The organism is Streptomyces sp. NBC_01077 (assembly GCF_045162855.1).
GTDB lineage: Bacteria > Actinomycetota > Actinomycetes > Streptomycetales > Streptomycetaceae > Streptomyces.
Genome location: NZ_CP108669.1, coordinates 5,625,049 through 5,650,887, shown reverse-complemented (window position 1 = coordinate 5,650,887; position 25,839 = coordinate 5,625,049). Strand labels below are relative to the sequence as shown.

The window sequence follows — 25,839 nt, the reverse complement described above, 5'->3', positions numbered from 1 at the left end:
GTGGGCACCGCCGGGGCACGCGCGTCAGCACACGGAGCGAGATCAAACATGCGAGTGACGTGATCTTTCCCTCTACCGTCCCCGGCGACCTGCGTGCTACGCTCAACGCAAGTTGCAGTTTGGTTTCCCTTGCAGTACAGAGCCTGCGGAGCATGTGACCCGCAGGCTTTTGTAGTTTTCAGACTTGTTTGCAGGTTCTGGAGCAGGGCGACCCTTTGGCCCATAGGAGGGCTCATGGCTACCGGAACCGTGAAGTGGTTCAACGCTGAAAAGGGCTTCGGCTTCATCGCCCAGGACGGCGGCGGCCCGGATGTCTTCGTCCACTACTCCGCGATCAACGCGAACGGCTTCCGTTCGCTCGAGGAGAACCAGCTCGTGACCTTCGACGTCACGCAGGGCCCGAAGGGCCCGCAGGCGGAGAACGTCTCCCCGGCCTAAGGTGCCTGGGTCGGCGAACACGCACGACTAGAGCAGTACCCAAGGAGCCCCGCTCCGTGCCTTCGGGCACGAGCGGGGCTCCTGCCCTTTTCCGGGCCCGTGAGCGAGGGTTTTCCGTAGTCTGGACACATGACCGAACGCAAACCGCCCGGAGTCAGCTTCGAGTCGTTCGTGGACAAGCAGATCCGCGAGGCGTCGGAGCGTGGTGAGTTCAGCTCCCTGTCGGGATTCGGAAAGCCGCTCCCCGACGACTCGGCCCCGTACGACGAGCTGTGGTGGATCAAGGGGAAGATGCACCGCGAGGGCGCGTCCGTGCTGCCGCCCTCGCTGGCCCTGCGCAAGGCGGCCGAGGACGCGGAGGCGGCGGTGGCCGCGGCGGTCTCGGAGAGCCAGGTCCGGCGGATCCTCGGGGAGATCAACACCAGGATCGCCGAGGCGCTGCTGCGCCCGCCGGCCGGGCCCCCGCTGAACCTCAAGCCCTTCGACGTCGAGGCGACGGTCGCGCGGTGGCGGGCGGAGCGTTCCTCATAGAGCGTTCCTCCTAGGGGGTCTTGTCGAGAGGAGTCCCTCATGAACAGCGCCGGTCTGCTGGTCGACTCGTTCGGCCGGGTCCAGGAAGTCGTCCACGAGGCCGTGGAGGGCCTCACGGAGGACGAGCTCGCCGCCAGGATCGATCCGGAGGCCAACTCGATCGCCTGGCTGGTCTGGCACCTCACCCGGATCCAGGACGATCACCTCGCGGGCGCCTTCGACATGGACCAGCTGTGGGACACGGACGGCTGGCGGGACCGCTTCGGGCTGCCCTTCGCGAAGCACGCGACCGGCTACGGCCAGACGAGCGCCCAGGTGGCCCGGGTGCGCGCCCCGGCGGAGCTGCTGCTCGGCTACCACGACGCGGTGCACGCGCGGACCCTCGACCTCGTGCGGCCGGTGACGAACGCGGACCTGGAGCGGGTCGTCGACACCGCCTGGAACCCCCCGGTCACCCTCGGCGTCCGCCTGGTGTCGGTGATCGCGGACGACCTCCAGCACGCGGGGCAGGCGGCGTTCGTACGGGGTGCGGTGGAGCGGCGGGACTGAACGGCCGGGCCGGCAGCGGCCGTTGCGAGATTTCCCCGGCGGGGGGTACAACCCCCTGATTCGCTCAAGAGTCTGAATCGGTGCGGCACGCGTCGTGCCCGTTCTCACTGGGGGGTTCTCTTGCAGCACCGTATGTCCCGGCACCGGCTCGCCGCCGCGCTGCTCACCCTGTCCACGGTCACCGCCGTGACGGGGACGCTCGTCACCGTTCCGGCGACCGCGGCCGTCCCGAACGCCGTGACCGGAGCGGCCGGCGCCTCGGCGGCCACCGAGGCGACTCTGCCGCTGGACGCCGAGGTCGTCAGCGCCGGCACCACCGGCTACCTCACCGCCCGCAAGGACGACGCCGGCAACCCGGTCCAGGAGTGGCACACGTACGCCGACGGCGCCGTGCTGCCGATCAACACCGGCACCATGGGCCACGACAGCTACTCCGACATGGTCGTGACGAGCAACGGCGGCAGCTCGGTCCAGATCCGGGACATGAAGGCCGGCTCGAACTGGTCCACGCATTTCGAGATCGCCTCCGAGTTCAAGCCGGGTTCACAGCTCGTCGGCGTCGTCGGCGACAAGCTCTACGTGAGCGTCCCGAGCGGCACCGAGAACTACCGCGAGCTGTGGTCGCTCGCCAAGGTCAACGGCGTCAGCCAGAAGATGAAGCTCTCGTCCCGCGCCCGCAACGTGGACTACAAGGTCGTCGCCTCCGACGGAACGAAGCTGATCATCCTGGGCACCGAGATGGCGCGGTCCGGGGGCGGCCTGGCACCCTCGTGGTGGACCGCGACCACATCCACCCTCAGCAACACGGTCGTCGACTGGGAGGGCTCGTCGGGCACCCACGAGTGGTACCCGACGTCCACCGGCGCCCTCACCGCCACCCACCGGGCCGTGGTCCTCACGTCGCAGTTCGAGGGCACCCCCGAGATCTCCGTGGACACCGGCGCCCTGCGCATCCCGCTGACCGGCGACCTGACCGGTGCCGTCGTCGCCGGCATCGTCGGGGACGTGATCCTGTACGGCGTTCCGGGCACGGCAGGGAGCACGTCGCCGAGCCCCCTGTACGCGCGGAACATCAAGGACCCCGCCGCCGCCCCGTACAAGTTCCTGGAGCACTTCTCCAGCGCGGCCCACTCCCCCGACGGCTCCCTGCTCGTGCGCGGCACCACGACCGCGTCCGACGGTCTGTTCCGGATCTCGGGCGGGGTCGCCGGCGCCCGCCCCGACCTCGAACTCAAGGCGGACACGGGCCGGCTCCTCGGCCTCCAGGTGGTCGGGTCACAGGTCCCCGCCATCGTGGACCTGGAGAAGCCGGGCAGCACGCTGCCGATGCGGTGGACCCTGTCCCGCGACAGCGCCTACGTGCAGCTCACCCTCACGCACACGGCCACCGGCAAGAAGTTCGTCCACCGGCCGACGCAGCCCCTCACCAGCAGCGTCTTCAGCTACACGTGGAACGGCGTCCTCGACGGCATCAGCGCCCCGAACGGCACCTACACCTGGCAGCTCACCGCCACCCCGACCGACGGCGTCGGCAGCCCTGGAAGCGCCTCGGGCGGCTTCCGGGTCACGCGCCTGAACAACCCGCACGACTACAACGACAACGGCTCGACCGACGTCCTGGCCCGGGACGCCTCGGGCGTGCTGTGGCGCGACGACCTCTTCGACGGGCCGGTGGGCGGCCAGTACAAGACCGCCCGCCGGACGAAGATCGGCGCCGGGTGGACCACGTACAAGCAGGTCGAGGCCGTGGGCAGCGTCGGCGGCGCCGCCCACGGCGATCTGATCGCGGTCGACGGATCCGGCGTGCAGTGGCTCTACCTGGGCAAGGGCGACGGCACGTTCGCCACCCGGGTGAAGGTCGGCACGGGCTGGCAGATCTACGACAAGATCGCCGGCGGCTCCGACCTCGACGGCGACAACCGTCCCGACCTGGTGGCCACGGACAGCGCCGGCTATCTGTGGTTCTACAAGGGCACCGGCAACTACGCGAAGCCGTTCGGACCCCGCCTCCGGGTCAGCTCGGGCTGGAACGCCTACAACCAGATCACCGCCGTCGGGAACATCGCGACCTCGCCGGGCACCGACCTCGGCGCCGGCGATCTCGTCGCACGCGACAGGGCCGGCGTCCTCTGGCTCTTCCGTGGCACGGGCGGCTCCGGCTTCGGGAGCCCGATCAGGATCGGTGCCGGATGGCAGGCGTTCAGCCAGCTCGTCGGCGCCGGTGACGTCACCGGCGACGGCCGGCCGGACCTGATCGCGTACGGGGCGGGCGGCACGTACGTCTACCGCTCGACGGGTTCCAGCACCGCCCCCTTCAGCCGTCAGACGACGTCGCTGTACGCGGGCGAGGGAAGCAAGTTCAACGCGGTCGTCTGACCGGCCGTACAACCCTTCGGTCTCCCCGGGAGTCCTGCGGGCGTGGCGAGTACCGCCACGCCCGCATCCCTGGGGGAGGAACACCTTGACGCCCACCCGCCACACCGCCCGCGTACGGCTCGGCGCCGCCGTGGCGGCCGTTCTCGCCGTCACCGCGGGCGGTCTGACGGCCGCCGTCCCCGCCACGGCCGCCGTCCCCGCCGCCGTCCCCGCCCCGGCCGCCGCCCCGGCCGCCGCCCCGGCGGTCGTGCCCTACCCGACCGACGCGCCCGAGCTCGTCTCGGCCGGCACGACCGGGTTCCTGACCTGGACCCGGAAGGACGACGCCCTGCACGCCGTCTGGACCCGGTACGCGGACGGCTCGACGGCCGAGCCGTGGTCGCTGTCGCAGGACTGGGTCACCAGGTCCCACGCGTCCGACGTGATCGCGCGCGTCCAGCCGTCCGGCTACGTCACGCTCCGGGACATGACGACGGATCAGGACGTCCTGTCCGTCTCGCCCAAGGTCGTGGGCACCGACGGCTGGTTCGCCGGGGCCGTCGGCCGGACCGCCTTCGTCAAGGTGTCCAACTCCCGGGGCGGGCACGCCGTGCACCTGCTCTCCCAGGGGGACGGCACGCTCTCCGACCGGCTCGTGACCGGTCTGCCGGACGACGCGAAGGACCCGGTGGTCCGGGCCGCCACGGCCGACACCGCCCTGGTCACGTACGTCACCGGTTCGGGCCCGGGCGCGCGGAAGCGCTGGGCCACCGTGGACCTCGCCACCGCCGCCGTCACGGAGACCGCGCCCATCGCGGGCGACGCGGAGGCGGAGCAGTGGGACCCGATCGCGCTCTCGGGCAAGCACGTCGCCTGGCTGGAGCCCGCCGCCGGGGGCACCCGGACCGTGGTCGTCACCGAGCGTGGCCCCGCCACCGGCACCCAGCGGATCACCGTGGCGGGTGCGATCAACTCCATCGGCCTGGTCGGCAGTTGGCTGACATACGCGCAGACCGGCGGGTACGAGGAGCGGAACCCGTCCCCGACGTACGCCGTGACCGCGCGCTACCTGGGGAACGGCACGACCCGGAAGCTCATGGACGACATGAACTCCGCGGCCGTGGCGCCCGACGGCACGCTGTACGTGCAGGGCGGCACCGTCAAGGACGGCGAGGGCCTGTACCGGATCGCCCCCGGCGCGGACGGCACCCCGGTCGCCACGCAGGTCGCCTCCTCCGGGCTTTCGACGAAGGTCACGCTCCTCGGGCACAACGTCCCGCCGGTGCTCGACCTCGACAGGACCGGCGGCCGGTTCACCATGGTCTGGCGGCTCAGCCGGTCCGAGGTGGAGATGGCGGTCAGGATCCGCAACACCCGGACGGGCGAGACCCTGACGGACGGCGTCCACCCGCTCAACGTCCCCGAGTACGACCCCCACAACGCGCCCTACACCTGGAAGGGCCAGCTCACCTGGAACGCCACCCCCGACATGTGGACCGGGGCGCCGAGCGGGCCGTACACCTGGGAGATCACGGCCAAACCGATGAACGGCATCGGACCCGAGCTGAAGACCTCCGGGAACTTCACCGTGACCCGGAAGCCCGGTGCGCACGACTACGACGCCGACGGCTCGCCGGACGTGCTCGTGCGGGACACCGCGGGCCGGTTGTGGATCCACGACACGTTCCACTCCCTCTACTTCGACGACCAGCTGGACCAGAACCCGGGGCTGCTCGTGGGTGCGGGCTGGCAGATCTACGACCGGATCGAGGCGGTCGGGAACATCGCCGGCTCGGCCGTGAGCGACGTGGTGGCCCGGGACAGGGCCGGGGTCCTCTGGCTCTACCAGGGCACCGGTCTCGCCAAGGCCCCGCTGACCGCCCGGGCCCGGATCGGCTCCGGCTGGAACGCGTACACGCAGCTCACCGGCGGCAGCGACCTGACGGGGGACGGGCGGGCGGACCTCGTCGCCACCGACAAGGCCGGTGACCTCTGGCTGTACAAGGGCACGGGCTCGCGCACGGCCCCCTTCGCCGCCCGCAAGAAGACCGGGTTCGGCTGGGGCGTCTACAACCAGCTGACCGCTGTCGGCAACATCGCCGGAGGCCCCGCCGGGGACCTCGTCGCCCGCGACAGCGCCGGGGTGCTGTGGCTGTACCTCGGCAAGGGCGACGGCACCTTCGCCGCCCGTACGAGGATCGGCGCGGGCTGGGGCCCGTACGACCACCTGCTGGGCGTCGGCGACGCGAACCGCGACGGGCGCAACGACCTGTACGCCTCGGGGCCGTACGACGACGGCGAGGCGGTGCTCTACAAGGGCACGGGCTCCTGGAAGCGGCCTTTCCGCGCGCCGATCATGGTCGGCTGGTTCCACACTCTCCCCGAACGCACTTACAACCTTTTCTCCTGATCGCGAGTCTGATCGAACGGTAGGCACGGTTGTGTCCGCCGTTCGATGCTCCGAGGGGAACAACGTGACTTCACGCACGGCACGGCGCCGACTCTCCGCCGCAGTCGCCACCGCTCTCGCCGTCACGGCGGGCGCGGCGCTGGTGACCGCCCCGAACGCGGCGGCCGCGCCGACGGCGCCCGGCGCCGTCGCGGCCTCCGGTGCGGCCCTCACGGCGGCCGGCCAGGAGGCACCGGTGGTGCTGCCGCGCGGGACGGAGGTCATGAGCGCCGGACCGAGCGGCTACCTCACGTCGACCGAGCACTACGACAGCGAGGGCCAGTACTCGTACACCTACACCTGGTTCCGCGCGGACGGCTCCTCGACCGTCCTCGTGGACAACGACGAGTACAAGCCCGCGCTGCCCAACGCGATCGTGTCCGACGTCGTCGCCGTCGCCGACACGTACGACTACCGGGTCCTCCGGCTGCACGACATGTCCGCGCCCGCGGGTACGGCCCCGGTCGTCATCGAGCTGAACAAGCTGGGCGCCAACTACAAGTACCTGGCCACGATCGGCTCGACCCTGCTCGTGCAGGTGACGCCCGCGAGCGGCCCCAAGGAACTCCACCTCGTCTCGAAGAGCGGGAGCACCGTCTCCGACCGCCGGATCATCGGCGTGCCCGCCGGGCTCGACACCGTCGAGAGGGTGACCGGCCGGGCCGGAACGGCGCTCGTCTCGTACCGTACGAGCGCCACCGACGGGAACAAGCCCGGTCTGATGACCTTGGACCTGGCCTCCGCCGCGTTCGACGGGACGTACCCCGCCGCAGATACCTACAGGCCCACCGCCCTCTCCGCCGACAAGGTGGTCCGCTGGCAGGGCAAGACCCTCATGGTGGCCGACCGGGCCACCGGCGCGGAGACGCCGATCGAGGTCGGCGAGGCGGGCTCTCCCCTGCTGGGGCTGGTCGGCGGCTGGGTCGCCTACGGCACGGGCACGCAGACCGGCGGCGGTGAGGCCGGTGACGCGATGCTGCCCCTCAGGGCGCGGTCGCTTACCGGCGACCGGACGGTCAAGCTCCTGGACCGGGCGTCGAGCGTGGTGTCCGCGTCGGACGACGCGCTCCTGGTGCGCGGCGGGACGGTCGAGAAGGGCGAGGGCGTCTACCGGATCACGCTCGGCACCGACGGCGTCCCGGCCGCCGAACTGATCGCCTCCAGTGGCGAGTCGACCGCGCTGACCTTCACGTCGACGAACATCGGCCCGGTCGTGGACCTCGACCCGATGCACAACAGGTTCCGCCTGAACTGGGTCCTGTCGCACGACAACTTCGACTACACGGTGGAGCTGATCCACAAGAAGACCGGGCGGCGGTACCACCACGAGTTCCTGAACCAGCGCTCCGCCGACATCAGCCACCTCTGGCGGGGCAACTTCGCCTACTCCGAGGGCGATCCGGGCGAGTCCGCGTACAACGGCGACTACACCTGGGTGCTGACGGCCAAGCCGACGAACGGCATCGGCCCGGACCTGCGCGCCACCGGCGACTTCAAGCTCGCCCGTACGCCCAAGGTCCACGACTTCAACGACAACGGCTCCCCGGACCTGTTCGCCCGCGACAGCTACGGTGACCTCCGGCGGCTCGACACCGTCTACAACGCCTGGAAGGCCAGGGTCGAGCCCGCGGACGACCCGTACTACGTCGGCCGGGGCTGGGACATCTACCACCAGATCGAGTCGGTCGGCGACGTCGCCGGTACGAGCGGGGCGGATCTGGTCGCCGTCGACAAGAGCGGGGTCCTGTGGCTGCACCAGGGCACCGGCGACGAGGTGAAGCCGTTCGCGGACCGGGTGAGGATCGGACCCGGCTGGCAGGTCTACACCCAGCTCGCGGGCGGCAGCGACCTCACCGGCGACGGGCGCCCCGACCTGGTCGCCTCCGACACGGCCGGCGACCTGTGGCTCTACAAGGCGACCGGGAACGCGGCCGCGCCCTTCGCGCCCCGCAAGAAGATCGGCTTCGGCTGGGGCATCTACAACCAGCTGACGGCCGTCGGCAACCTCGCCGGGGGCCCCGCCGGGGATCTCGTCGCCCGCGACAAGGACGGCGTCCTCTGGCTCTACCTCGGCAAGGGCGACGGCACCTTCGCCGCCCGCACCGGGATCGGTGCCGGGTGGAACCAGTACAGCCACCTCGTCGGTGTCGGCGACGCCACCATGGACGGCCGCACCGACCTGTACGTGTACGGGCCGGACAACACCTCGTACGTGTACTCCGGTACCGGCAGCTGGCGGGCCCCGTTCGCGACGCGCGTCCCCAGCGACGTGCTCCTCGGGGGCTCCGGCTACAACCACGTCTCCTGACGACACGAGAGGGCCCGTGCGCACCCCGCGCACGGGCTCTCTCGCGTGTTCCGCACATCTCCACCCGTGCACACGCACACCCATGCACATCCACACCTACACACTTTCGCACCTATGCACTTCCACACCTAAAAAGGAACGTTTCTTGACTCACCCTCGTGTGTCTCGCGCATCCCGTGTGCCCCGTGCGTCCCGACGGCAGCTCGTCGCCGCCGTCACCGCCGTCCTGGCCGTCACCGCCGGTGCCGCCCTGACGGCCACCCCCGCGACCGCCGCCCCGGTGACCGCCGTGCAGGCGCCCGCCCAGGCGGCCGACGTGGTCACGCTGCCCCACCCCACGGAGATCGTCAGCGCCGGCACGACCGGCTACCTCACCCGCGTCGCGTACCCGTCCGGCACCGAGTACCGCTGGACGAACTACTCCGACGGCGCCACCAAGTACCTGACCAAACCCCGCACCACTTTCATGGGCGCCCAGTCCGACATCGTCTTCTCCAAAGAGGACACCAAGGTCACCTACTGGCTGAACGACATGACCGGCTCGGCGTCCTTCCAGTACGGCCTGTCCCACAACGACCAGCGCTATGTGCTGCGCGGGATCGCCGGCGAGACGCTGGTCATGTCACACACCGACGAGGACACCGGCGTGCTCGACGTGGACCTGCTGAGCCGCGCCACGGGCACCAGCACCATCACCGACGTCACCGCAGTCCCCGGCAACGCCCGCCTGGGCCGCGTCTGGGCCACCACCCCCGGCATCGCGCTCCTCCAGTACTCCACCGGCACCGGTGCGGACCTGCGCACCTTCATCGTCGCCGTGGACACCACCACCGGGCAGGCGGTGGAAGGGCCGCGCGAGACGCACTCCGAGCGGACCGGCTCCGACGCCTTCCTGTCCCCCACCCACTGGGCCTGGATCGAGCGCACCGCGACCAACAGCGTCCGGCTGATGACGGCCGCCCGCAACGGCGACGGCGAGCCGACCGCCACGGAGCTCGGCACGGCGCCGAACCACGACGTGGACGTCAGCCTGGTGGGGAACTGGGTGACCACCGCCGCGCTCAACGGCGGTACCGCCCTTACCCCTTCGTCCTTCTTCCCGCTGACGGCCCGCTCCCTGAGCTCCCCCGGGACCACGGTCAAGCTCCTCGACCACGTCTCCTCCTCCGCCACCGCCCCCAACGGCGACCTCTACGCGCGCGGTGGCACGGTCGCCCACGGCGAGGGCATCTACCGGATCGCCCCCGGCGCCGACGGCAAGCCGGTCGCCACCATGGTGGCCAGCACCGACGCCCCGACGGCGCTGGCCCTCACCTCCGCCACCGTCCCGTCCACGGTCGACCTGGACCAGAACGGCGGCAAGGCGCAGCTCGTGTGGCAGCTGTCCCGCGCCAACGCGAGCGGCAAGGTCACCCTGCGCCACGTCCGCACCGGCAAGACCCTGGACATCCCGTTCCACGGCAACGGCACCATCGGCCTCAACTGGCAGGGCACCCTCGCCGACGGCCTCGCCCCCAACGGCGACTACGTCTGGGAGCTGAACGCCAAGCCGCTCAACGGCATCGGCCCGGACCTGAAGGAGACGGGCACCTTCAAGGTGACCCGTAAGGCCGGCCTGCACGACTACGACGACAACGGCGCCCCGGACCTGCTGTCCCGCGACGCCTCCGGCCGTCTCTGGCGCGACGAGGTCAGGAAGACCACGTCCTCCACCGACTACTGGTCGCTGGAGAGCAAGCTCATCGGCGCCGGATGGAACACGTACAACCAGGTCGAGGCCGTCGGCAACGTCGCCGGCGCCGCCACCCCCGACCTGGTCGCACGTGACGCCTCCGGCGTCCTCTGGCTGTACCTCGGCAAGGGCGACGGCACCTTCGCCACCCGGAGCAGGATCGGTCCCGGCTGGAACACGTACAACCAGATCACCGGCGGCAGCGACCTCAACAACGACGGCTGGTCCGACGTGCTCGCCACCGACACCGCCGGTGTCCTGTGGCTGTACCAGGGCACGGGCAGCTGGTCGGCACCCTTCCGCGGCCGTATCAAGGTCGGCGCGGGCTGGGGCGGCTACAACCAGATCACCGCCGTCGGCAACGTCGCCGGTACGCCGCAGGGCGACCTCCTCGCCCGCGACACCGCCGGTGTCCTCTGGCTCCACCAGGGCGCCACCAGCACCTCGTTCTCCACCCGGGTCAGGGTCGGTGCGGGCTGGGGCGCGTTCACCCACCTGGTCGGCATGGGCGACGTGGACCGCGACGGGCGCAACGACCTGTTCGCATACGGCAAGGGCGGCTCGGTCGTGTACCGGGGTACGGGCAGCTCCACCGCCCCGTTCGCACCGGGCGAGTCCAGCTCCGTCTACCCGGCGACGCCGACCCCGCGCCACCCGATCGTCTGACACGTCCGGCCGGTCGTCCGACACGTCCAACCGATCGGTCGTACAACTCTTTCGGTGATTCCGCAGGTCAGGTACGTGCGTGGTCGAGCATGCGCCACGCACGTACCCCCGGAAGGACCACGCCTTGAAACGACCGCGACGGCATCCCCGACCTGGTGGGTGGAGCCGATGTACTGGCGAGCCCGCGCCCGCAGGAAGAAGGATGAGGGGATGGAGCCGTTGATCACCAGCCTCCCGGCAGAGTTCTGGACCGTCCCGTACGACGGTTCACGTTTCCCGGGCGCCGCTGCCGTGACCGCCCAGTCGGGCCTCGCGGCCGGCGCCAACTGCCAGTTGTTCGCGTACGAGGTGCTCAGACACTTCGGCCTGACGCCTCCCGAGCTCCGCTCCTCCGAGCTCTGGAGCGACACCGAGGCCACGGTCCACGTGCCGGTCCCGCAGCCCCTCGACCTGGTCCTGTTCAACTCCACCGCCCGCGCCTACGGGGCTCATGTCGGCGTCCACGTCGGGGACGACGCGATCCTCCACCTGTGCGCGGAGGTCGGGCACCCGACGGTGTGGGCAGGGGCGGACTTCGCGGCACGAGAGCGCTACGCCGTCCGGCTCGGCGCCAAGAGGGTCCTCCCCCGGCCCTCCTGAGACCCCCCGGGCACGCAAGGCGGTGCCCCCGTACCATCGGCCCCGTGACCAGCGGAAAGTACATTCTCTTCGACGTCGACGGCACGCTCATGGACGCCGTGGCCAACCAGCGCCGCGTCTGGCACGAGTGGGCCGCGCGGTACGGGCTCGACGGGGACGAGGTGTACGCCGTCGCGCTCCGGACCCGTCCGGTCGAGACGTTCGCGGCCGTGACCCCCGGGCAGGACCCGGGCGAGTGCCTCGCCCTCCTCCACGCGCTGGAGGACGAGGACGTCCGTACGGGCTCGTACGCGGCTTTCGACGGGGCCGCCGAGCTGCTCAACGCGCTGCCGGCGGGCCGGTGGGCGCTGGTGACGTCGAACTACGAGCACCGGGTACGCGGACGCTTCGAGCGGACGGGGCTCCCGATGCCGGGGCTGGTCGTGGACGCGGCCTCGGTGGCCGAGGGGAAGCCGTCCCCCGTCCCGTACCTGCTCGCAGCCGAGAAGCTGGGCGCGGACCCGGCGGACTGCCTGGTGATCGAGGACGCACCGTCCGGCATCCGCTCCGGCGTGGCTGCCGGGATGACGGTCTGGACGGTCAACACCGAGGCCCCGCACCCCGAGGCACACCGACACTTCCGAACTCTCGCGGACGCGGCACCCCACATCGTGAGTGCGCTGACCTGAGGAACCGGCTTGCCTGATCGGGCAGTTCGCGCTTGGTCAGGGTTCCGGGGCGGCCGCCCGAAGCCGATGATGCAGGCATGAAGATTCCCGACCGACGGATCGAACTGTTCAGCGGCGCCGACAGCGAGCGCCGGTTCAGCGGCCCCGCGACCGGTGACGAGCGGAGCATGCTCGTGGCCATGCTGGCCGCCCAGCGGGCCACCTTGAAGCTGAAGTGCTCGGGACTGGAAGCGGAGCTGGCCGTACGGTCCGTGCCCCCGTCCTCGCTCTCTTTGCTCGGCCTCGTCCGGCACCTCGCCGATGTGGAACGTCGCTGGTTCCGGGCAGTGCTCGCCGGACACGACGTCGAGCTGCGCTTCTCGACGCCGGAAGCCCCCGAGGGCGACTTCGACGGCACTGGTTCCGACCCCGAGATCGTCGCGGAGTCCTGGGCGGCCTGGCACGCCGAAGTCGCCTTCGCGGAGGCCCTCGTGGCGGAGGCTCCGCACCTCGGTGTCGAGGGCCATGACGCGTGGCGGGGCGCGGTCTCCCTGCGCTGGGTGCTCATTCACATGATCGAGGAGTACGCCCGCCACAACGGACACGCCGACCTGATTCGCGAACGGATCGACGGAGCGGTCGGGGTGTGAGGGAAGGGCGGGCGGGAGGAAGGAGGTGCGGAGGGTGGGGGGCTGCTAGGCGTGCGGGTCTCTGAGGCTCGGGGGGTGGGCCGGGTGCGCGGGCTTCTGGTGGGACCGCCCTCTCTCCGAGAGTCGCTCCTTCCGGCGGTGCGTCAAGGGCGCTCCTTCGTCGCGTCGGCTTCGCCGATTCCGCTGCGCTCCACCCTTGACCCACCACCTCCAGGAGCGAGAACACTCTCGGAGGGCGGTCCGGGGGGCGGAGTCCACGCCGGGGCCCGGGCAGTATCCGGGGCGGGAGGGCGCCTCCACCGGCACCTCCGCCTCCACCAGCACCCTTCAACCACAGTACGGAAACAACAACTTGACTTAGATTCAGATCGCAAACCCCCTCCGCTACTCTGAGGCCCATGCAGGGGGAATTGGAAAACAACTCTAATTTGAGCAGTCTGGACGGCAGTGGGGCCATGCCGCTGGAACCGGGCGATCCCCGGCAGATCGGCGCCTTCCGGCTGCTCGGTGTCCTCGGGTCCGGCGGCATGGGGCGGGTCTATCTCGGCGCCGTTCCAGGGAAGTTCGCCGCGGTGAAGCGGGTCCTTCCCGTCCTCGCCGAAGACGCCGACTTCCTCAGCCACTTCGGCCACGAGCTCGACAACCTCGCCCGGCTTCCCGCCGGCGCCAACACCAAGCTGCTCGCCAGCGACCGTACGGCCAAGCCGCCGTGGTTCGCGACCGAGTACATCCCGGGCATCACCCTCAACGAGGCCATCCGGCTGAACGGCGGCCCGCTTCCCGGCGCCGCCCTCTGGCGGCTTCTTCGCGAAGCCGCCGCCGGGCTCGGTGTCGTCCACGGCGCCGACATGGTGCATCGCGACCTCAAGCCGTCCAACGTCATGCTCACCTCCTCCGGCCTCTCGCTCATCGACTTCGGCGTGGCCCGCGCCGCCGACCAGAGCCGTCTCACCAAGACCGGCATGGTCATCGGCACCCCCGCCTACATGGCCCCCGAGCAGGCCGTCGCCGACCGCCGACTCACCGGCGCCGCCGACGTCTTCGCCCTCGGCAGCCTTCTCCTCTACGCGGCGAACGGCCGGCCTCCCTTCGGCGACGGCTCCGGCCCCGACCTGCTCTACCGCGTCGTCCACGCCGAGCCCGAGTTCGGGCAGCTCACCGAGACCGACCCCGAGCTCGCCGCCCTCATCCGGACCTGCCTCGCCAAGGACCCGGCCGACCGGCCGACGGCCGCCGAGCTCGTCGAGCGCACCACCGAGAACGCCTTGGGCGCCCTCTGGCCCGCCGCCGTAGGCGAACGCATTGCCGAGCGGGCCGCCTTCGCCGCCGAGCCGCCCACCGCCGAGCATCTGGCGGATCTCGCGAAGGCCGAGCCCGCCGAGGACGTCGCCACGGCCTCTCTCACTCCGCAGGCGGGCTCGAAGGAGCCCGCGACCGCCTCGCCCGATCCGCTCTCCGTCACCGGCTCCGGCACCCGGGGCCCGCGCGAGAGGCGGCGCAACCGGTTCGTCATGCTCGCCGTGCCGATCGTCGTGGCCACCGGCACCACGCTGACCGTCGCCCTCGGCCCGTACGAGATCGGCCGTCTCGGCGCCTCCCCGAACCCCTCGGCCTCGTCGCCGTCCACCGGGGCCTCGCAGCCGGCGAACGTACAGCCGTCTTCGTCCACGCCCGGGTCGCCGTCCGCCAAGACCCCGCCCGGTTCCAAGCCCCCCGCGTCCAAGCCGCCGGGCTCCTCCCCCGGCGCACCGCCCCCGCCCGCCAACGGCGGTGGTGGTGGCGACGTGGGCGGCACCGGCACCCAGCCCGGGAGCGGCGGGAACGGGTCCGGCAGCGGTTCCGGCTCCGGTGGCGGGTCCGATCCCTCCGACCCGTCCGGCGGCGGCTCCAACCCCACCACCCCTTCGGGCGGTGGCACCACGACCCGTCCCCCCGCCCCGCGGCCGACGCAGACCACCACGAAGCCCGCGCCCCCGCCGTCCACCGGCGGCTCGGCGCCCTCGGGGACGTACTCCATCGAGAGCGTCTCCAACGGGGAGTGTCTCGCCGAGTCCAACCCCGGCTACGCCGTCATGGCCAACACCGCGCCGTGCGGCACCCCGCCCAACAGCGGCACGATCTCCTACGCCTGGATCTACTCGCCCGGCGCGAACGGCACGTTCCGGCTGATCAACAAGGCGACCAACCACTGCCTCCAGCCGGGCGGGACACCCGGCTTCACCGCCAAGACGTGCAACGGCTCCAGCACCCAGTCGTGGAAGATCAACACCAAGACGTCCGCCGGCATGACCATCAAGAACATGAACAGCGGCCAGTGCATGGTCGCCGGGCCGCCGTTCATGATGTCGTACACCTGCGACCCGAGCAGCGCGACCCAGCTCTGGAGGAACGTCTCCCCCGTCTGACCGGCCACGGCCTACGCCAAGCGTGCCTACGTCAAGCCACCGGCGGCGGCTCCCGTGAAGACGGGGACCGTCGCCTCCCCCTCCGCCCGGAAGGCGACCCGTAGCTCCATTCCGATCCGGAGCTCCGCCTCCGGGACGTCCACGACCTCCGTCATCATGCGCGGCCCCTCGGCGAGGTCGACGACGGCCGCGACGTACGGGACGCGCTCGCCGAAGGGCGGGAGGTCGTTCCGGTGGACGACCGACCAGGTGTAGAGGGTGGCGCGGCCGCTCGCCCGCTCCCAGGTCACGTCCTCGCTCCAGCAGTGCGGGCAGAACTCCCGCGGGTAGTGGTGCGGGCGGTCGCAGGCCGTGCACCGGCGCAGGAGGAGCCGCCCCTCGGCGGCGGCGTCCCAGTACGGGCGGGTGAAGGCGTCGATGTCGGGGTCGGCTGCCGTCATCAGAAGAGTCCGATCGCGTGGTCGAGGGACCAGGTCTGCCAGGACATGGCGAAGAGCGCGACGAGGGAGATGAGCGCCATCATCGCGTTCTGCCCCTGCTCGGCCCAGTCGTGGATCATGAGGACGAGATAGAGAAGGTTCAGGAGAAGGCCGCCGATCAGGGCGACGGGGGTCAGGAAGCCGACCACCAGGCCGAGTCCCAGGGCCAGTTCGGCGTAGACGACGACGTACGCCATGAGCTTGGGGCGCGGTGCGACGACCGCGTCGAAGCCCTTCTTGACCGGCGGCCACTTGTGCTTGCCCGCCACGTCGGCGGCCCAGGCCATGCCGGTGCCGCGCTCGAACCAGCCCTTCCTGTCCTTGTGGCGCCAGCTCTCCAGCCACCACAGGCCGAGGCCGATGCGGAGGACGGCGAGCCATTCGGCGCCGGTGAGCCAGACGGTCTGCATGCGCGCTCCCCTTCGTGGGACACCACTTGATCTGACGGTACGTCAGTTCAGCGCAGCACCCGGCCCCGCGCAAGAGGTGGGCCCTCGCGGCCCGAGGCGCCGGTCCGCGTGACCGATTCGCAACCGAAATCCCTCTTGACCGAGACCCACAACGTGTACACGTCATTACGCTCAGCATTCATGGCCACCACCCCCCTTGCACTCTCTCCACAGGCTGACCACCCCGTGTACGTCATCGGCGCGGGCCCCGGCGGACTCGCGGTCGCCGCCGCCCTGCGCGGCCGGGGCGTCCGGGCCGTCGTCCTGGAGAAGTCCGACGCCGTCGGCGCCTCCTGGCGCGCCCACTACGACCGGCTGCGACTGCATACCACCCGGCGGCTCTCCGCCCTCCCCGGGCTGAAGATGCCCCGTTCCTTCGGGCGCTGGGTGGCCCGCGCGGACGTGGTGCGCTACCTGGAGAAGTACGCCGAGAAGCACGAGCTGGAGATCGTGACGGGCGTCGAGGTCTCCCGTATCGAGCGGTCCGGCTCCGACTGGGTCCTGCACGCGACCGGCGGGCGCCGGCTCACCGGGCGGGCGGTCGTCGTGGCCACCGGGTACAACCACACCCCGCGCCTGCCCGACTGGCCCGGCCTCGACGCGTACGCGAGCGGTGGCACGGGTGCCCGCGAGCTGAGCCACGCCCGGGACTACCGCAACCCGGAGCCGTACGCCGGGAAGGACGTCCTCGTCGTCGGCATCGGCAACACCGGCGCCGAGATCGCCGCCGACCTCGCCGACGGCGGCGCCGGGCGGGTGCGGCTCGCGGTGCGGACGGTCCCGCACATCGTGAAGCGCACCACGGCCGGCTGGCCCGCGCAACGCTCCGGCATCCTCGTACGCCGCCTGCCGACGGGTCTCGTCGACCGGCTGGGCACCCTGACGGCCCGGGTCGGCACGCCCGACCTCTCGGCGTACGGGCTGCCGCGGCCGGACACGGGCCTCGCGACGCGCCTGCGGGAGGGCGCGGTCCCGGTGCAGGACGTGGGCCTGGTCGACGCGGTACGGGCGGGGAAGGTCGAGATCGTCGCGGCCGTCGAGGCCTTCGAGGGCGGCGAGGTGGTCCTCGCGGACGGCACGCGCATCGCCCCGGACGCGGTGATCGCGGCGACCGGCTACCGGCGCGCCCTGGAGCCGCTCGTCGGGCACCTGGACGTGCTCGACGAGCGCGGGCATCCGGTGGTGCACGGGGCCCGCTGCCCGCGCGAGGCGCCCGGTCTGTACTTCACGGGGTTCACGAACCCGATCAGCGGGATGTTCCGCGAGCTGGCGATCGACGCGGAGAAGATCGCGCGGCGCATCGCGAGGTGACCCGGCGGGGCCCGGGGGCCACCGGGCATCAGGGCCCATGGGGGGATCGGGGGTCCACCCACCCCAGACCCACGCCCACGCCCGCACCCGCACCCGCACCCGCACCCGCACCCGCACCCGCACCCGCACCCACACAACCGCCACCTCACACCTATTCCTGACTGGCCGTCAGTTCTGTAATCTGACTGAGCGTCAGGTGTATACGGATGGGTGAAGGGCGGGCTCAACCATGCTTGGATCGACTCACGGCACCTTCACCACCGATCTCCGCGCCCGCGTGGTCGCCTGCGGGGAGTCGCCCCGCACCGCCGTGCACGGCGTCGCCGCCGCCCCCGGCGACCAGGACGTCAGCGGGCGCCCGCTGCACGCCGCCGTACCCGACCTCGACCGGTTCTTCCGGCCCGAGTCCGTCGCCGTCATCGGCGCTTCCGACACCGAGGGCCGGCCCAACACCGGGATCACCCGGCAGCTGCTCGCCTGGGCCGAACGGGTCGGCGCCCGGCTCGTGCCCGTCCACCCCACCCGTACCAGCGTGTTCGGGATCGACTGCGTGCCCTCCGTCGGCGCGCTCACCGAACCCGTCGACCTCGCCGTCCTCCTCGTCGCCGACCCGCTCCCCGTCATCGAGGAACTCGCCGAGACCAAGGTCAAGTTCGCGGTCGCCTTCGCCTCCGGCTTCGCCGAGACCGGCGAGGCCGGAGCCGCCGCGCAGGAACGTCTCGCCGCCGCCGTACGCCGCTCCGGACTCCGCCTCCTCGGCCCCAACACCAACCTCAACGCCTTCGAGCGCTTCCGCGAGGACCTCGACGGGCCCGCCGTCGCGCTCATCACCCAGTCCGGCCACCAGGGCCGGCCCGTCTTCACCCTCCAGGAGCTCGGCGTCCGCCTCTCCCACTGGGCACCCACCGGCAACGAGGCCGACCTGGAGACCTCCGACTTCATCTCGTACTTCGCCGGACGGCCCGAGGTCGGCGCCATCGCCTGCTACGTCGAAGGCCTCAAGGACGGCCGCTCCTTCCTCCTCGCCGCCGACCGGGCCGCCCGCCACGGCGTCCCCGTCGTCGCCGTGAAGGTCGGCCGCACCGAGACCGGGGCCCGTACCGCCGCCTCCCACACCGGCAAGCTCACCGGCGCCGACCAGGTCGTCGACGCGGCCATGCGCCAGTACGGAGTCATCCGGGTCGACGGGCTCGACCAGCTCCAGGACACCGCGACCCTGCTCGCCCGCGCCCGCCGGCCGCACGCCGACGGCGTCGTCGTCTACTCGATCTCCGGCGGTACGGGCGCCCACTTCGCCGACCTGGCCACGGAGGCGGGTCTCCAGCTGCCCACCCTCCCGGGGGCCAAGCAGGACGAACTCCACCAGTGGATCCCGGAGTACCTGAGCGTCGCCAACCCCGTCGACAACGGCGGTCACCCGGTCGGCGACTGGCGCGGCCGGAAGATCATCGACGCGATCCTCGCCGACCCCTCCGTCGGCGTCCTCATCTGTCCCATCACGGGCCCCTTCCCTCCCATGAGCGACAAGCTCGCCCAGGATCTGGTCGACGCCGCCGAGGCGACGGACAAGCTGGTGTGCGTGGTCTGGGGCTCACCGGTGGGAACGGAGGACGCGTACCGCACGACCCTGCTCGGCTCCTCGCGCGTCGCCACCTTCCGCACCTTCGCCAACTGCATCGGGGCCGTGAAGGCCTACCTCGACCACCACCGCTTCACCACCGCCTACCGCTCCCCCTTCGACGAGGCCCCCCGCACCCCCTCCCCCTCCTTCCGCAAGGCCCAGGCCCTCATGCGGCCCGGCCGGCGGCTCAGCGAGCACGCGGCGAAGCAACTCCTGCGGGCGTACGGGATACGGGTGCCGCGCGAGCAGCTCGTCACCAGCGCGGCAGCGGCCGTCCGGGCCGCCGGACTCGTCGGCTACCCGGTGGTGATGAAGGCCTCCGGCGCCCAGCTCGCCCACAAGACCGAACTGGGCCTGGTGAAAGTCGGGCTGACGTCGGCGAGCCAGGTCCGGGACGCGTACCGCGAACTCACCGACATCGCCCACTTCGAGTCGATCGACCTCGACGGGATCCTCGTCTGCCAGATGGTCGGGCGCGGGGTCGAGATGGTGGTGGGCGTGACCCGCGACGACCTGTTCGGCCCGACCGTGACGGTCGGGCTCGGCGGGGTCCTGGTGGAGGTCCTCAACGACACGGCCGTACGGGTCCCGCCGTTCGGGGAGTACGAGGCGCGCTCGATGCTCGCCGAACTGCGCGGCCGCGCCCTCCTCGACGGGGTACGGGGTGCGCCGCCGGCCGACGTGGACGCGCTCGTCGAGGTGGTGCTGCGGGTGCAGCGGATGGCCCTCGAACTCGACGGCGACCTCGCCGAACTCGACATCAACCCGCTGATGGTGCTGCCGCGGGGCCAGGGCGCGGTGGCCCTGGACGCGCTGGCGGTCTGCCGCTGAGGAGACCGGTCATGGCCGATGTACTGCACGCCGTCGAGAACGGCGTCTCGTGGATCACGCTCAACCGCCCCGAGGCGATGAACGCGGTCACCTGGGACCAGCGGGAACGGATCATCGCCCTGCTCACCGAGGCCTCCTCGGACCCGGACGTCCGGGCGGTGGTGGTGACGGCGACGGGGCGGGGCTTCTGCGCGGGCGCGGATCTGCGGGGTGCACCGTCCGCCGGGGAACGGGTGGCGGGGGACGTGGCCCGGATGATCCGCCTCGGGGCGCAGCGGTTCATCGGAGCCGTACTGGACTGCGAGAAGCCGGTGATCGCGGCGGTGAACGGGACGGCGGCGGGCATCGGCGCGCACCTCGCCTTCGCGTGCGACCTGGTCCTGGCGTCGGAATCGGCCCGCTTCATCGAGGTGTTCGTACGGCGTGGACTCGTCCCGGACGGGGGCGGCGCGTACCTCCTCCCCCGGCTGATCGGGCCGCAGCGGGCGAAGGAGCTGATGTTCTTCGGGGACGCGGTGCCGGCGACGGAGGCGTACGGCATGGGCCTGGTGAACCGGGTCGTCCCGGCGGAGGAGCTCTCGAAAACGGCCCGGGAGTGGGCGGAACGCCTGGCCCAGGGCCCGACACGGGCCCTCGCCCTGACGAAGCAGCTGGTGAACGCGTCGCTGGACGTGGACCGCGCGACGGCGTTCGCGGCGGAGGCGGCGGCGCAGGAGATCAACATGACGACGAAGGACGCGCGGGAGGGCGTGGCGAGCTTCGTGGAGCGGAGGGAGGCGCGGTACGAGGGGCGGTAGCGGAAGCTGTCGTACCGGAGCCTTATGGTGTGCAGCGCATATGCCTGACACTGCCGCTCCGGGGGGAACGGAATGCCCAACTCCGCGCGCTCGCGCGAAAAGTCCCGAAGATCCAGAAGATCACTCATTCTGGTCCCTGCCCTGCTGACGGCCCTCCTGAGCCCGCTGCTCCCGACGGACACGGCCCTGGCGGCCACGCCGCCGCCGGCCACCGCCCAGGCCGATCCGACACCCGAGCCTCCGGCGACGACGGCCCCGGGCCCGGACCCCACGACGGACCCGAGTCCCACGACGGACCCGACGGTCGATCCGTCGCCGAACCCGACGGAACCCACCGTCGACCCCTGCCCCGCCCTGCCCCTCGCCCCGTTCGGCGACCCCGGCGACGCGGTCGGCCACGCGGCCTTGGCGCCGGGCGAGTCCGCCTGCTTCACCGTCACCGTGGAGAAGCCGGGCCCGCACCGGGTGCTGGTGGAAGGCGGGGCCTCGTCCCTCACGTTCTCCTCCGGCGGGACACGGGTCGCGTGTCCCGAGCTGCAGGGCAGCCCCTGCCAGCTGGCCGTCGGCACGTACACGCTCGACCTCGCCCGCGCCGGCCTGATCGGCGGTGAGGTGCGGGTCGCCGTCGTCCCGCTGGTCGCGGGCCCCGGCTGCACGGATCCCGCCGGCACCGCCTTCGGCACGGACCCGACGACCGGCACCTCGTCCGGCGAGCTCGGCATCGTCTGCCACCCCTTCGCCGCCCAGGCGGGGGAGCTGATCAACACGTCCCTCCGGCCTGCCGAGTCCGCCAACATCAACGCGTGGATCACCGACGACACGGGCAAGTGGCTCTGCAGCGTCGGCTACGACTGCGTGCTGCCCGTCGGGGTCGGCGGCTATCGCGTCCTCGCGCACCTCAGCCCCTCGGGCGGCACGTACCCCGTCCCGTACACCCTGAGGGTCCGACAGGTGTCCCACCCGGTGGGGTGCTCGGTCGTGGGCGTGAGCGCGTACGGCTCGGCGCCGACGGAAATCTCGCCCCCGGCCGAGTGCAAGACGTTCACGCCGGCCACGAGCGGCGCGTACCAGGTGGAGGCCGTCGAGGCATCCGGCGCTCTGAGCACGATCAAGATCTACGCACCGACCGGAAGGATCTGCGAGGACCAGGCCTCCTGCCTGCTCACCGCAGGCGTCACATACACCCTGATCACCGACGGCACCGTACGGATCCTCGACCCGCGCTCGACGGAGGGCTGCACGAACGATGCGCAGCTCGGACGTACCCTCCGGAGCTCCTTCTCCGTCCCCGGCGAGGTCGACTGCCTGAACCTGCCGGTGCCGCAGGGCGCTCACGTGGTCACCCTGACCGGATACGCGCCGGGCAAGCGGGGCACGGACCCGGAGGTCACCCTCGTCGACGCGACCGGCGCCACCCCGTGCGCCGGCGCGTCGGAGTACGTCCTGAGCACCTGCGTCCTCGGCGGAACCGCCCCGTACCGCGCGATCGTCAGGAACGGCACCACCGATCCGTCAACGGGCGCCTATGCCCTCGCCTTCCACCGCACGGACGCGGCGAGCGGCTGCCGGACCTTCCTGGCCGGTGACTTCACCGCGGCCTCGGCCCCGATGACCGTGTCGACCGGTGGGGACGCCTTCTCGGACTGCCTGACCATCCCGGCGGACGCGCACTCCGCGCGCGAGCTGATCACCCTGCGGAAGGTCGCGGGCGACTCGGACGGCGAGCTCGCCGTCTTCGACCAGAACGGCGGGCGGGCCTGCCTCGACCCGGACTCTTACGAATCCGTTCCTCTGGAAGCCTGTCCGCTGACTCCCGGGCGCGCGTACACGGCCCTCGTCCACGGCACCGACACGACCGCCGAGTTCGCTCTCACCCGCCGGGACGTCACCGCCACCGCGCGCGGCTGCGTCGACACCCCCGCCACGGCGGTCGGCGGCCCGTCCGTCGCCGGTGTGCTCACCGCACCCGGCACCTTCGTGTGCCACCTGGTGACCACCACCGACTCCCGGGACACCCTGCACCTGAACGTCCGCGACACCTCGTACCTCTCGGCCTGGCCGGTCGGCGTGTACCAGGCGAACGGCGCGGAGGCCTGCGCCGACCTGCCCTCCGGCTGCGCCGTCACGGGATCCATCCGCTACCAGGCTGTCGTCGAGGTCAGGGAGGGCACAGCCGGCGCGCCCGCCTATCGCGTCGACGCCCTGCGTATCGCCACGGCCGCCGGGCCCGCGCCCGAGTGCGTCAAGGTCCCGAACGTCAGCTATGGCTTCGGGCCTCTCGTCGCCACCCTGTCAGAGCAGAAGACCGCGCTCTGCGTCACGCTCCCGACCATGTCGAGCGACCGCTTCGCCATGACGCAGACTCCGGCCACAAGCCTTGCCCAGACGCCGACCCCCAGGCTGTACACCCTGTCGGACCGCCGGAACGGCTGCGACCGTCAGTACTCCGAGTACTACGAGTGCACCGTGCCGCAGCCCGAGGACGAGTGGTACCGGGTGTCCCTGCCGTCTGTCCTCGTGATCGGGATGCCGTCGGCGCCCACGCAGTCCTCCGTGGCGGTGCGGGCGACGTTCACCTGCAACTCGACGTGGATGTGCGGTCCGGAGGAACGGACCGTCGGCACCGTCACCCCCGGCACCGTCGGCGCGGGGAAGATCACCCTGCGGGTCACCGGTGCCGCGCTGCACGAGAAGGACGTCGTCGAGGTCTCCGGCGGCACCTACCGCGCCCGGTCGACGACCGTCTCGGTCGCTCCCGACCGGCGGAGCATGGACGTCGCCCTGGACCTGACGAACGCCCCGCGCACCGCGCTCGGCCTGAAAGTGGTGACGCACGACGGCAGCACGTACGACCGCGGTCGCGTCACCGTCGTCGCCCCGCTCCGCGCCACCGCCGCCCCCGGCATCACCGGCACCGCCGTCATCGGCGGCAAGGTCACGGCGAAGGCCGGGACCTGGACGCCGGCGGCCGACTCGTACGCCTACCAGTGGCGGGCCGACGGCGTCGCCATCGCCGGCGCCACCGCGTCCACGTACACCCTGCCGTCGACGCTCTTCGGCAAGCAGCTCTCCGTGGCCGTGACCGCGCGCAAGGCCGGGCATCCGGTCGTCACGGCGGTCAGTGGGTATCTCGTCGTCAAGGGCCTCGCCCCCAAGCCCACCAAGGTCCCGTACATCTCCGGCACCACCCGCGTCGGGTCCAAGGTGTCGGCCGTCGTCGGGACCTGGTCGCCCGCGCCGGCCTCGTACGCCTACCAGTGGCGGGCGAACGGTGTCGCCATCGCAGGCGCGACGGGGTCCTCGTACACCCTGCCCGCGTCCGTCCTCGGCAAGAAGCTCACGGTGACCGTGACGGCCCACCGCACCGGGCACCTCAGCGGGTCCCACACGACCGTCGGGTACACCGTCGCGTACGGCTCGGCACCGAAGGCGACCCGGGCGCCGTACGTCACGGGGACGGTCAAGGTCGGGCGGACGCTCAGCCTGAACCGGGGTACGTGGACGCCGGCGCCGACCTCGTACGCGTACCAGTGGTACGCGAACGGGCGGGCGATCAGCGGGGCGACGAAGACCTGGTTCACGCCCACCAAGGCCCAGCGCGGTACCCGGATCACCGTCAAGGTGACGGCCTACCGGACCGGTCACTACGCCGGTGTCGCGTGGACCCGTTCGACGGGGGCGGTCGCCGGCTGATCCTCGCGCGGCACGAAGGGAGCCCCCGGGGCGGCGGACGACCGTCGCCCCGGGGGCTCCTGCGTGCGGGGGCTTCCTATCTGACGAACCGTCAGCTTCAATGGGTGGTGTGATGGGACACGCGGGGATGGCGGCCACCGTCGTCCGACACCTGAGAGCGGCCGGTTCGCCGACGGCCGTGGAACCACTGCCCCGGCCGGTACTGCGCGCGGTACGGGAGGACGAGCGACCGCCCGTCGACCCGGCCGAATTCCGCCGCGTCCTCGGTCACTTCGCGAGCGGGGTCACGATCGTGACCGCCCTCGACGCGGAAGGACCGGCCGGATTCGCCTGCCAGTCCTTCGCCTCCCTCTCCCTCGACCCGCCCCTGGTCGCCTTCATGGTCGCCCGTACATCGACGACCTGGCCCAGGATCGCTGGCTCGGGCACCTTCTGCGTCAACATCCTCGGCACCGAACAGGGCGACCTGTGCCGGTCGTTCGCAGTGAGCGGGGCCGACAAGTTCGCGGGGGTCGACTGGGGCCCGGCGCCGGCGACCGGCTCGCCGCGCCTCGCCGGCTCGCCCGCCTGGATCGACTGCACGATCACGGCCGTGCACACCGGGGGCGACCACCTGATCGTGGTGGGGAGGGTGGAGTCGCTGGGTGCGGAGGAGGACGGGGATCCGCTGCTGTTCCACCGGGGGAGGTTCGGGCGGCTGGGCTCGTAGCCCCGCCGTCAGGCGTCGATCACGCCCGCGTGCAGGCCGACGCCGCCCAGCAGGAACACGGTCAGCACCGCGACCGTCCCCCACACCAGCAGGTCCACGAAGTAGCCCCGCCGCGCATGGCGCGTGACGAGCACCGCCACGGCCAGGCACACCGTGGCCACCAGCCAGCCCGGCCCGCCGGCGAGCGGCCACAGCAGGGCCCCGGCGGCGGTCGACAGGAGCAGCTGCCAGCCGGTCGGACGCCCGCCCACCCGGCGCGTCAGGGCCTCGCCCAGGAGCACGATCGGCAGTACGAGCGCGGCGGAGACGGCGAACGCCGGAACCAGCCCGACCACGGCCAGGAGCGGGAGCGCGAGGAGGGTCAGCGCGCTGAGGCGCTCCTCGCCCGGCTCCGGCTGCCCGGCGTCCCCGAACACCACGAGCAGGATCAGGGCGAGCGCCCCCTCCAGGACCAGTGCGAGCACCGAGGCCCACAGCATCCGGCTGTACGTACGCCCCTCGTCACGCTTGCTCATGCCACGCCCGTTCACGTCACGCTCGTTCACGACACGCTCGCGCAGCTCACGCTCGCTCATGCGCG

At 71.8% G+C, this 25,839-nt stretch carries 19 protein-coding genes; 16 read left to right on the top strand and 3 right to left on the bottom strand.

The window, feature by feature from the left end:
• Positions 1-234: 234 nt before the first annotated feature.
• The 11 genes from OG462_RS25595 (at position 235) to OG462_RS25545 (ending at position 15,369) form a co-directional block, all read left to right on the top strand.
• Positions 235-438 carry a cold-shock protein gene (locus OG462_RS25595; protein WP_015035453.1) on the top strand — a complete coding sequence of 68 codons (204 nt, stop codon included), beginning with the start codon at positions 235-237 and terminating at the stop codon, positions 436-438.
• Between the two features lie 129 nt (positions 439-567).
• Entirely contained in the window at positions 568-969 is a 402-nt protein-coding gene (locus OG462_RS25590; protein WP_406061073.1) for a DUF1992 domain-containing protein, read from the top strand.
• A gap of 39 nt (positions 970-1,008) precedes the next feature.
• Positions 1,009-1,518: a mycothiol transferase gene (locus OG462_RS25585; protein ID WP_406061071.1), complete on the top strand. Its 510-nt coding sequence runs from the start codon at positions 1,009-1,011 to the stop codon at positions 1,516-1,518.
• Positions 1,519-1,638: 120 nt separating this feature from the next.
• A complete protein-coding gene (locus tag OG462_RS25580) occupies positions 1,639-3,894 on the top strand; it encodes an FG-GAP repeat domain-containing protein (RefSeq protein ID WP_406061069.1) in 2,256 nt (751 codons plus the stop codon).
• Positions 3,895-3,979: 85 nt separating this feature from the next.
• Positions 3,980-6,283, top strand: a complete 2,304-nt coding sequence (locus OG462_RS25575) for an FG-GAP repeat domain-containing protein (RefSeq protein WP_406061067.1) — start codon at positions 3,980-3,982, stop codon at positions 6,281-6,283.
• Between the two features lie 64 nt (positions 6,284-6,347).
• Entirely contained in the window at positions 6,348-8,630 is a 2,283-nt protein-coding gene (locus OG462_RS25570; RefSeq protein ID WP_406061066.1) for an FG-GAP repeat domain-containing protein, read from the top strand.
• Between the two features lie 178 nt (positions 8,631-8,808).
• Positions 8,809-11,028, top strand: coding sequence for an FG-GAP repeat domain-containing protein (locus tag OG462_RS25565; RefSeq protein ID WP_406061064.1), 2,220 nt, complete (start codon positions 8,809-8,811; stop codon positions 11,026-11,028).
• Positions 11,029-11,238: 210 nt separating this feature from the next.
• On the top strand, positions 11,239-11,667 hold the full coding sequence (locus tag OG462_RS25560) for a hydrolase (protein ID WP_406061063.1): 429 nt from the start codon (positions 11,239-11,241) through the stop codon (positions 11,665-11,667).
• Positions 11,668-11,711: 44 nt separating this feature from the next.
• The gene (locus OG462_RS25555; protein WP_406061061.1) at positions 11,712-12,335 is read left to right on the top strand and encodes an HAD family hydrolase; all 624 of its coding nucleotides are present in this window, start codon (positions 11,712-11,714) and stop codon (positions 12,333-12,335) included.
• A gap of 77 nt (positions 12,336-12,412) precedes the next feature.
• Positions 12,413-12,964, top strand: coding sequence for a DinB family protein (locus OG462_RS25550; RefSeq protein ID WP_406061060.1), 552 nt, complete (start codon positions 12,413-12,415; stop codon positions 12,962-12,964).
• Positions 12,965-13,392: 428 nt separating this feature from the next.
• Positions 13,393-15,369 carry a protein kinase domain-containing protein gene (locus tag OG462_RS25545; RefSeq protein WP_406061059.1) on the top strand — a complete coding sequence of 659 codons (1,977 nt, stop codon included), beginning with the start codon at positions 13,393-13,395 and terminating at the stop codon, positions 15,367-15,369.
• A gap of 26 nt (positions 15,370-15,395) precedes the next feature.
• On the opposite strand, the gene OG462_RS25540 is transcribed toward OG462_RS25545, so the two are convergent.
• Complete coding sequence (locus tag OG462_RS25540; RefSeq protein WP_406061057.1) at positions 15,396-15,809, bottom strand: Zn-ribbon domain-containing OB-fold protein; 414 nt, start codon at positions 15,807-15,809, stop codon at positions 15,396-15,398.
• Complete coding sequence (locus OG462_RS25535; protein ID WP_406061055.1) at positions 15,809-16,258, bottom strand: DoxX family membrane protein; 450 nt, start codon at positions 16,256-16,258, stop codon at positions 15,809-15,811. The genes OG462_RS25540 and OG462_RS25535 overlap by 1 nt, the downstream gene beginning before the upstream one ends.
• A gap of 180 nt (positions 16,259-16,438) precedes the next feature.
• On the opposite strand from OG462_RS25535, the gene OG462_RS25530 reads away from it, so the two are divergent.
• The 5 genes from OG462_RS25530 (at position 16,439) to OG462_RS25510 (ending at position 25,259) form a co-directional block, all read left to right on the top strand.
• Positions 16,439-17,608 (top strand): flavin-containing monooxygenase, encoded by a 1,170-nt coding sequence (locus OG462_RS25530; RefSeq protein ID WP_406061054.1) that lies wholly within the window; start codon positions 16,439-16,441, stop codon positions 17,606-17,608.
• A 229-nt stretch (positions 17,609-17,837) separates the two neighbouring features.
• Complete coding sequence (locus OG462_RS25525; protein WP_406061052.1) at positions 17,838-20,060, top strand: acetate--CoA ligase family protein; 2,223 nt, start codon at positions 17,838-17,840, stop codon at positions 20,058-20,060.
• An 11-nt stretch (positions 20,061-20,071) separates the two neighbouring features.
• Positions 20,072-20,857: an enoyl-CoA hydratase/isomerase family protein gene (locus OG462_RS25520; protein WP_406061051.1), complete on the top strand. Its 786-nt coding sequence runs from the start codon at positions 20,072-20,074 to the stop codon at positions 20,855-20,857.
• Positions 20,858-20,929: 72 nt separating this feature from the next.
• Positions 20,930-24,550 carry a hypothetical protein gene (locus OG462_RS25515; protein WP_406061049.1) on the top strand — a complete coding sequence of 1,207 codons (3,621 nt, stop codon included), beginning with the start codon at positions 20,930-20,932 and terminating at the stop codon, positions 24,548-24,550.
• Between the two features lie 100 nt (positions 24,551-24,650).
• Positions 24,651-25,259, top strand: a complete 609-nt coding sequence (locus OG462_RS25510; protein WP_406061047.1) for a flavin reductase family protein — start codon at positions 24,651-24,653, stop codon at positions 25,257-25,259.
• Positions 25,260-25,267: 8 nt separating this feature from the next.
• Here the strand turns inward: OG462_RS25510 and OG462_RS25505 are convergent, their stop codons facing one another.
• The gene (locus OG462_RS25505; RefSeq protein ID WP_406061045.1) at positions 25,268-25,834 is read right to left on the bottom strand and encodes a hypothetical protein; all 567 of its coding nucleotides are present in this window, start codon (positions 25,832-25,834) and stop codon (positions 25,268-25,270) included.
• Between the last annotated feature and the right edge of the window lie 5 nt (positions 25,835-25,839).

What these genes read in the sequence shown, in the direction of transcription:
- OG462_RS25595 (WP_015035453.1), top strand. Translation starts at nt 235, where the DNA reads ATGGCTACCGGAACCGTGAAGTGGTTCAACGCTGAAAAGGGCTTCGGC.
- OG462_RS25590 (WP_406061073.1), top strand. Translation starts at nt 568, where the DNA reads ATGACCGAACGCAAACCGCCCGGAGTCAGCTTCGAGTCGTTCGTGGAC.
- OG462_RS25585 (WP_406061071.1), top strand. Translation starts at nt 1,009, where the DNA reads ATGAACAGCGCCGGTCTGCTGGTCGACTCGTTCGGCCGGGTCCAGGAA.
- OG462_RS25560 (WP_406061063.1), top strand. Translation starts at nt 11,239, where the DNA reads ATGGAGCCGTTGATCACCAGCCTCCCGGCAGAGTTCTGGACCGTCCCG.
- OG462_RS25550 (WP_406061060.1), top strand. Translation starts at nt 12,413, where the DNA reads ATGAAGATTCCCGACCGACGGATCGAACTGTTCAGCGGCGCCGACAGC.
- OG462_RS25540 (WP_406061057.1), bottom strand. Translation starts at nt 15,809, where the DNA reads ATGACGGCAGCCGACCCCGACATCGACGCCTTCACCCGCCCGTACTGG.
- OG462_RS25535 (WP_406061055.1), bottom strand. Translation starts at nt 16,258, where the DNA reads ATGCAGACCGTCTGGCTCACCGGCGCCGAATGGCTCGCCGTCCTCCGC.
- OG462_RS25530 (WP_406061054.1), top strand. Translation starts at nt 16,439, where the DNA reads ATGGCCACCACCCCCCTTGCACTCTCTCCACAGGCTGACCACCCCGTG.
- OG462_RS25525 (WP_406061052.1), top strand. Translation starts at nt 17,838, where the DNA reads ATGCTTGGATCGACTCACGGCACCTTCACCACCGATCTCCGCGCCCGC.
- OG462_RS25520 (WP_406061051.1), top strand. Translation starts at nt 20,072, where the DNA reads ATGGCCGATGTACTGCACGCCGTCGAGAACGGCGTCTCGTGGATCACG.
- OG462_RS25515 (WP_406061049.1), top strand. Translation starts at nt 20,930, where the DNA reads ATGCCCAACTCCGCGCGCTCGCGCGAAAAGTCCCGAAGATCCAGAAGA.
- OG462_RS25510 (WP_406061047.1), top strand. Translation starts at nt 24,651, where the DNA reads ATGGGTGGTGTGATGGGACACGCGGGGATGGCGGCCACCGTCGTCCGA.
- OG462_RS25505 (WP_406061045.1), bottom strand. Translation starts at nt 25,834, where the DNA reads ATGAGCGAGCGTGAGCTGCGCGAGCGTGTCGTGAACGAGCGTGACGTG.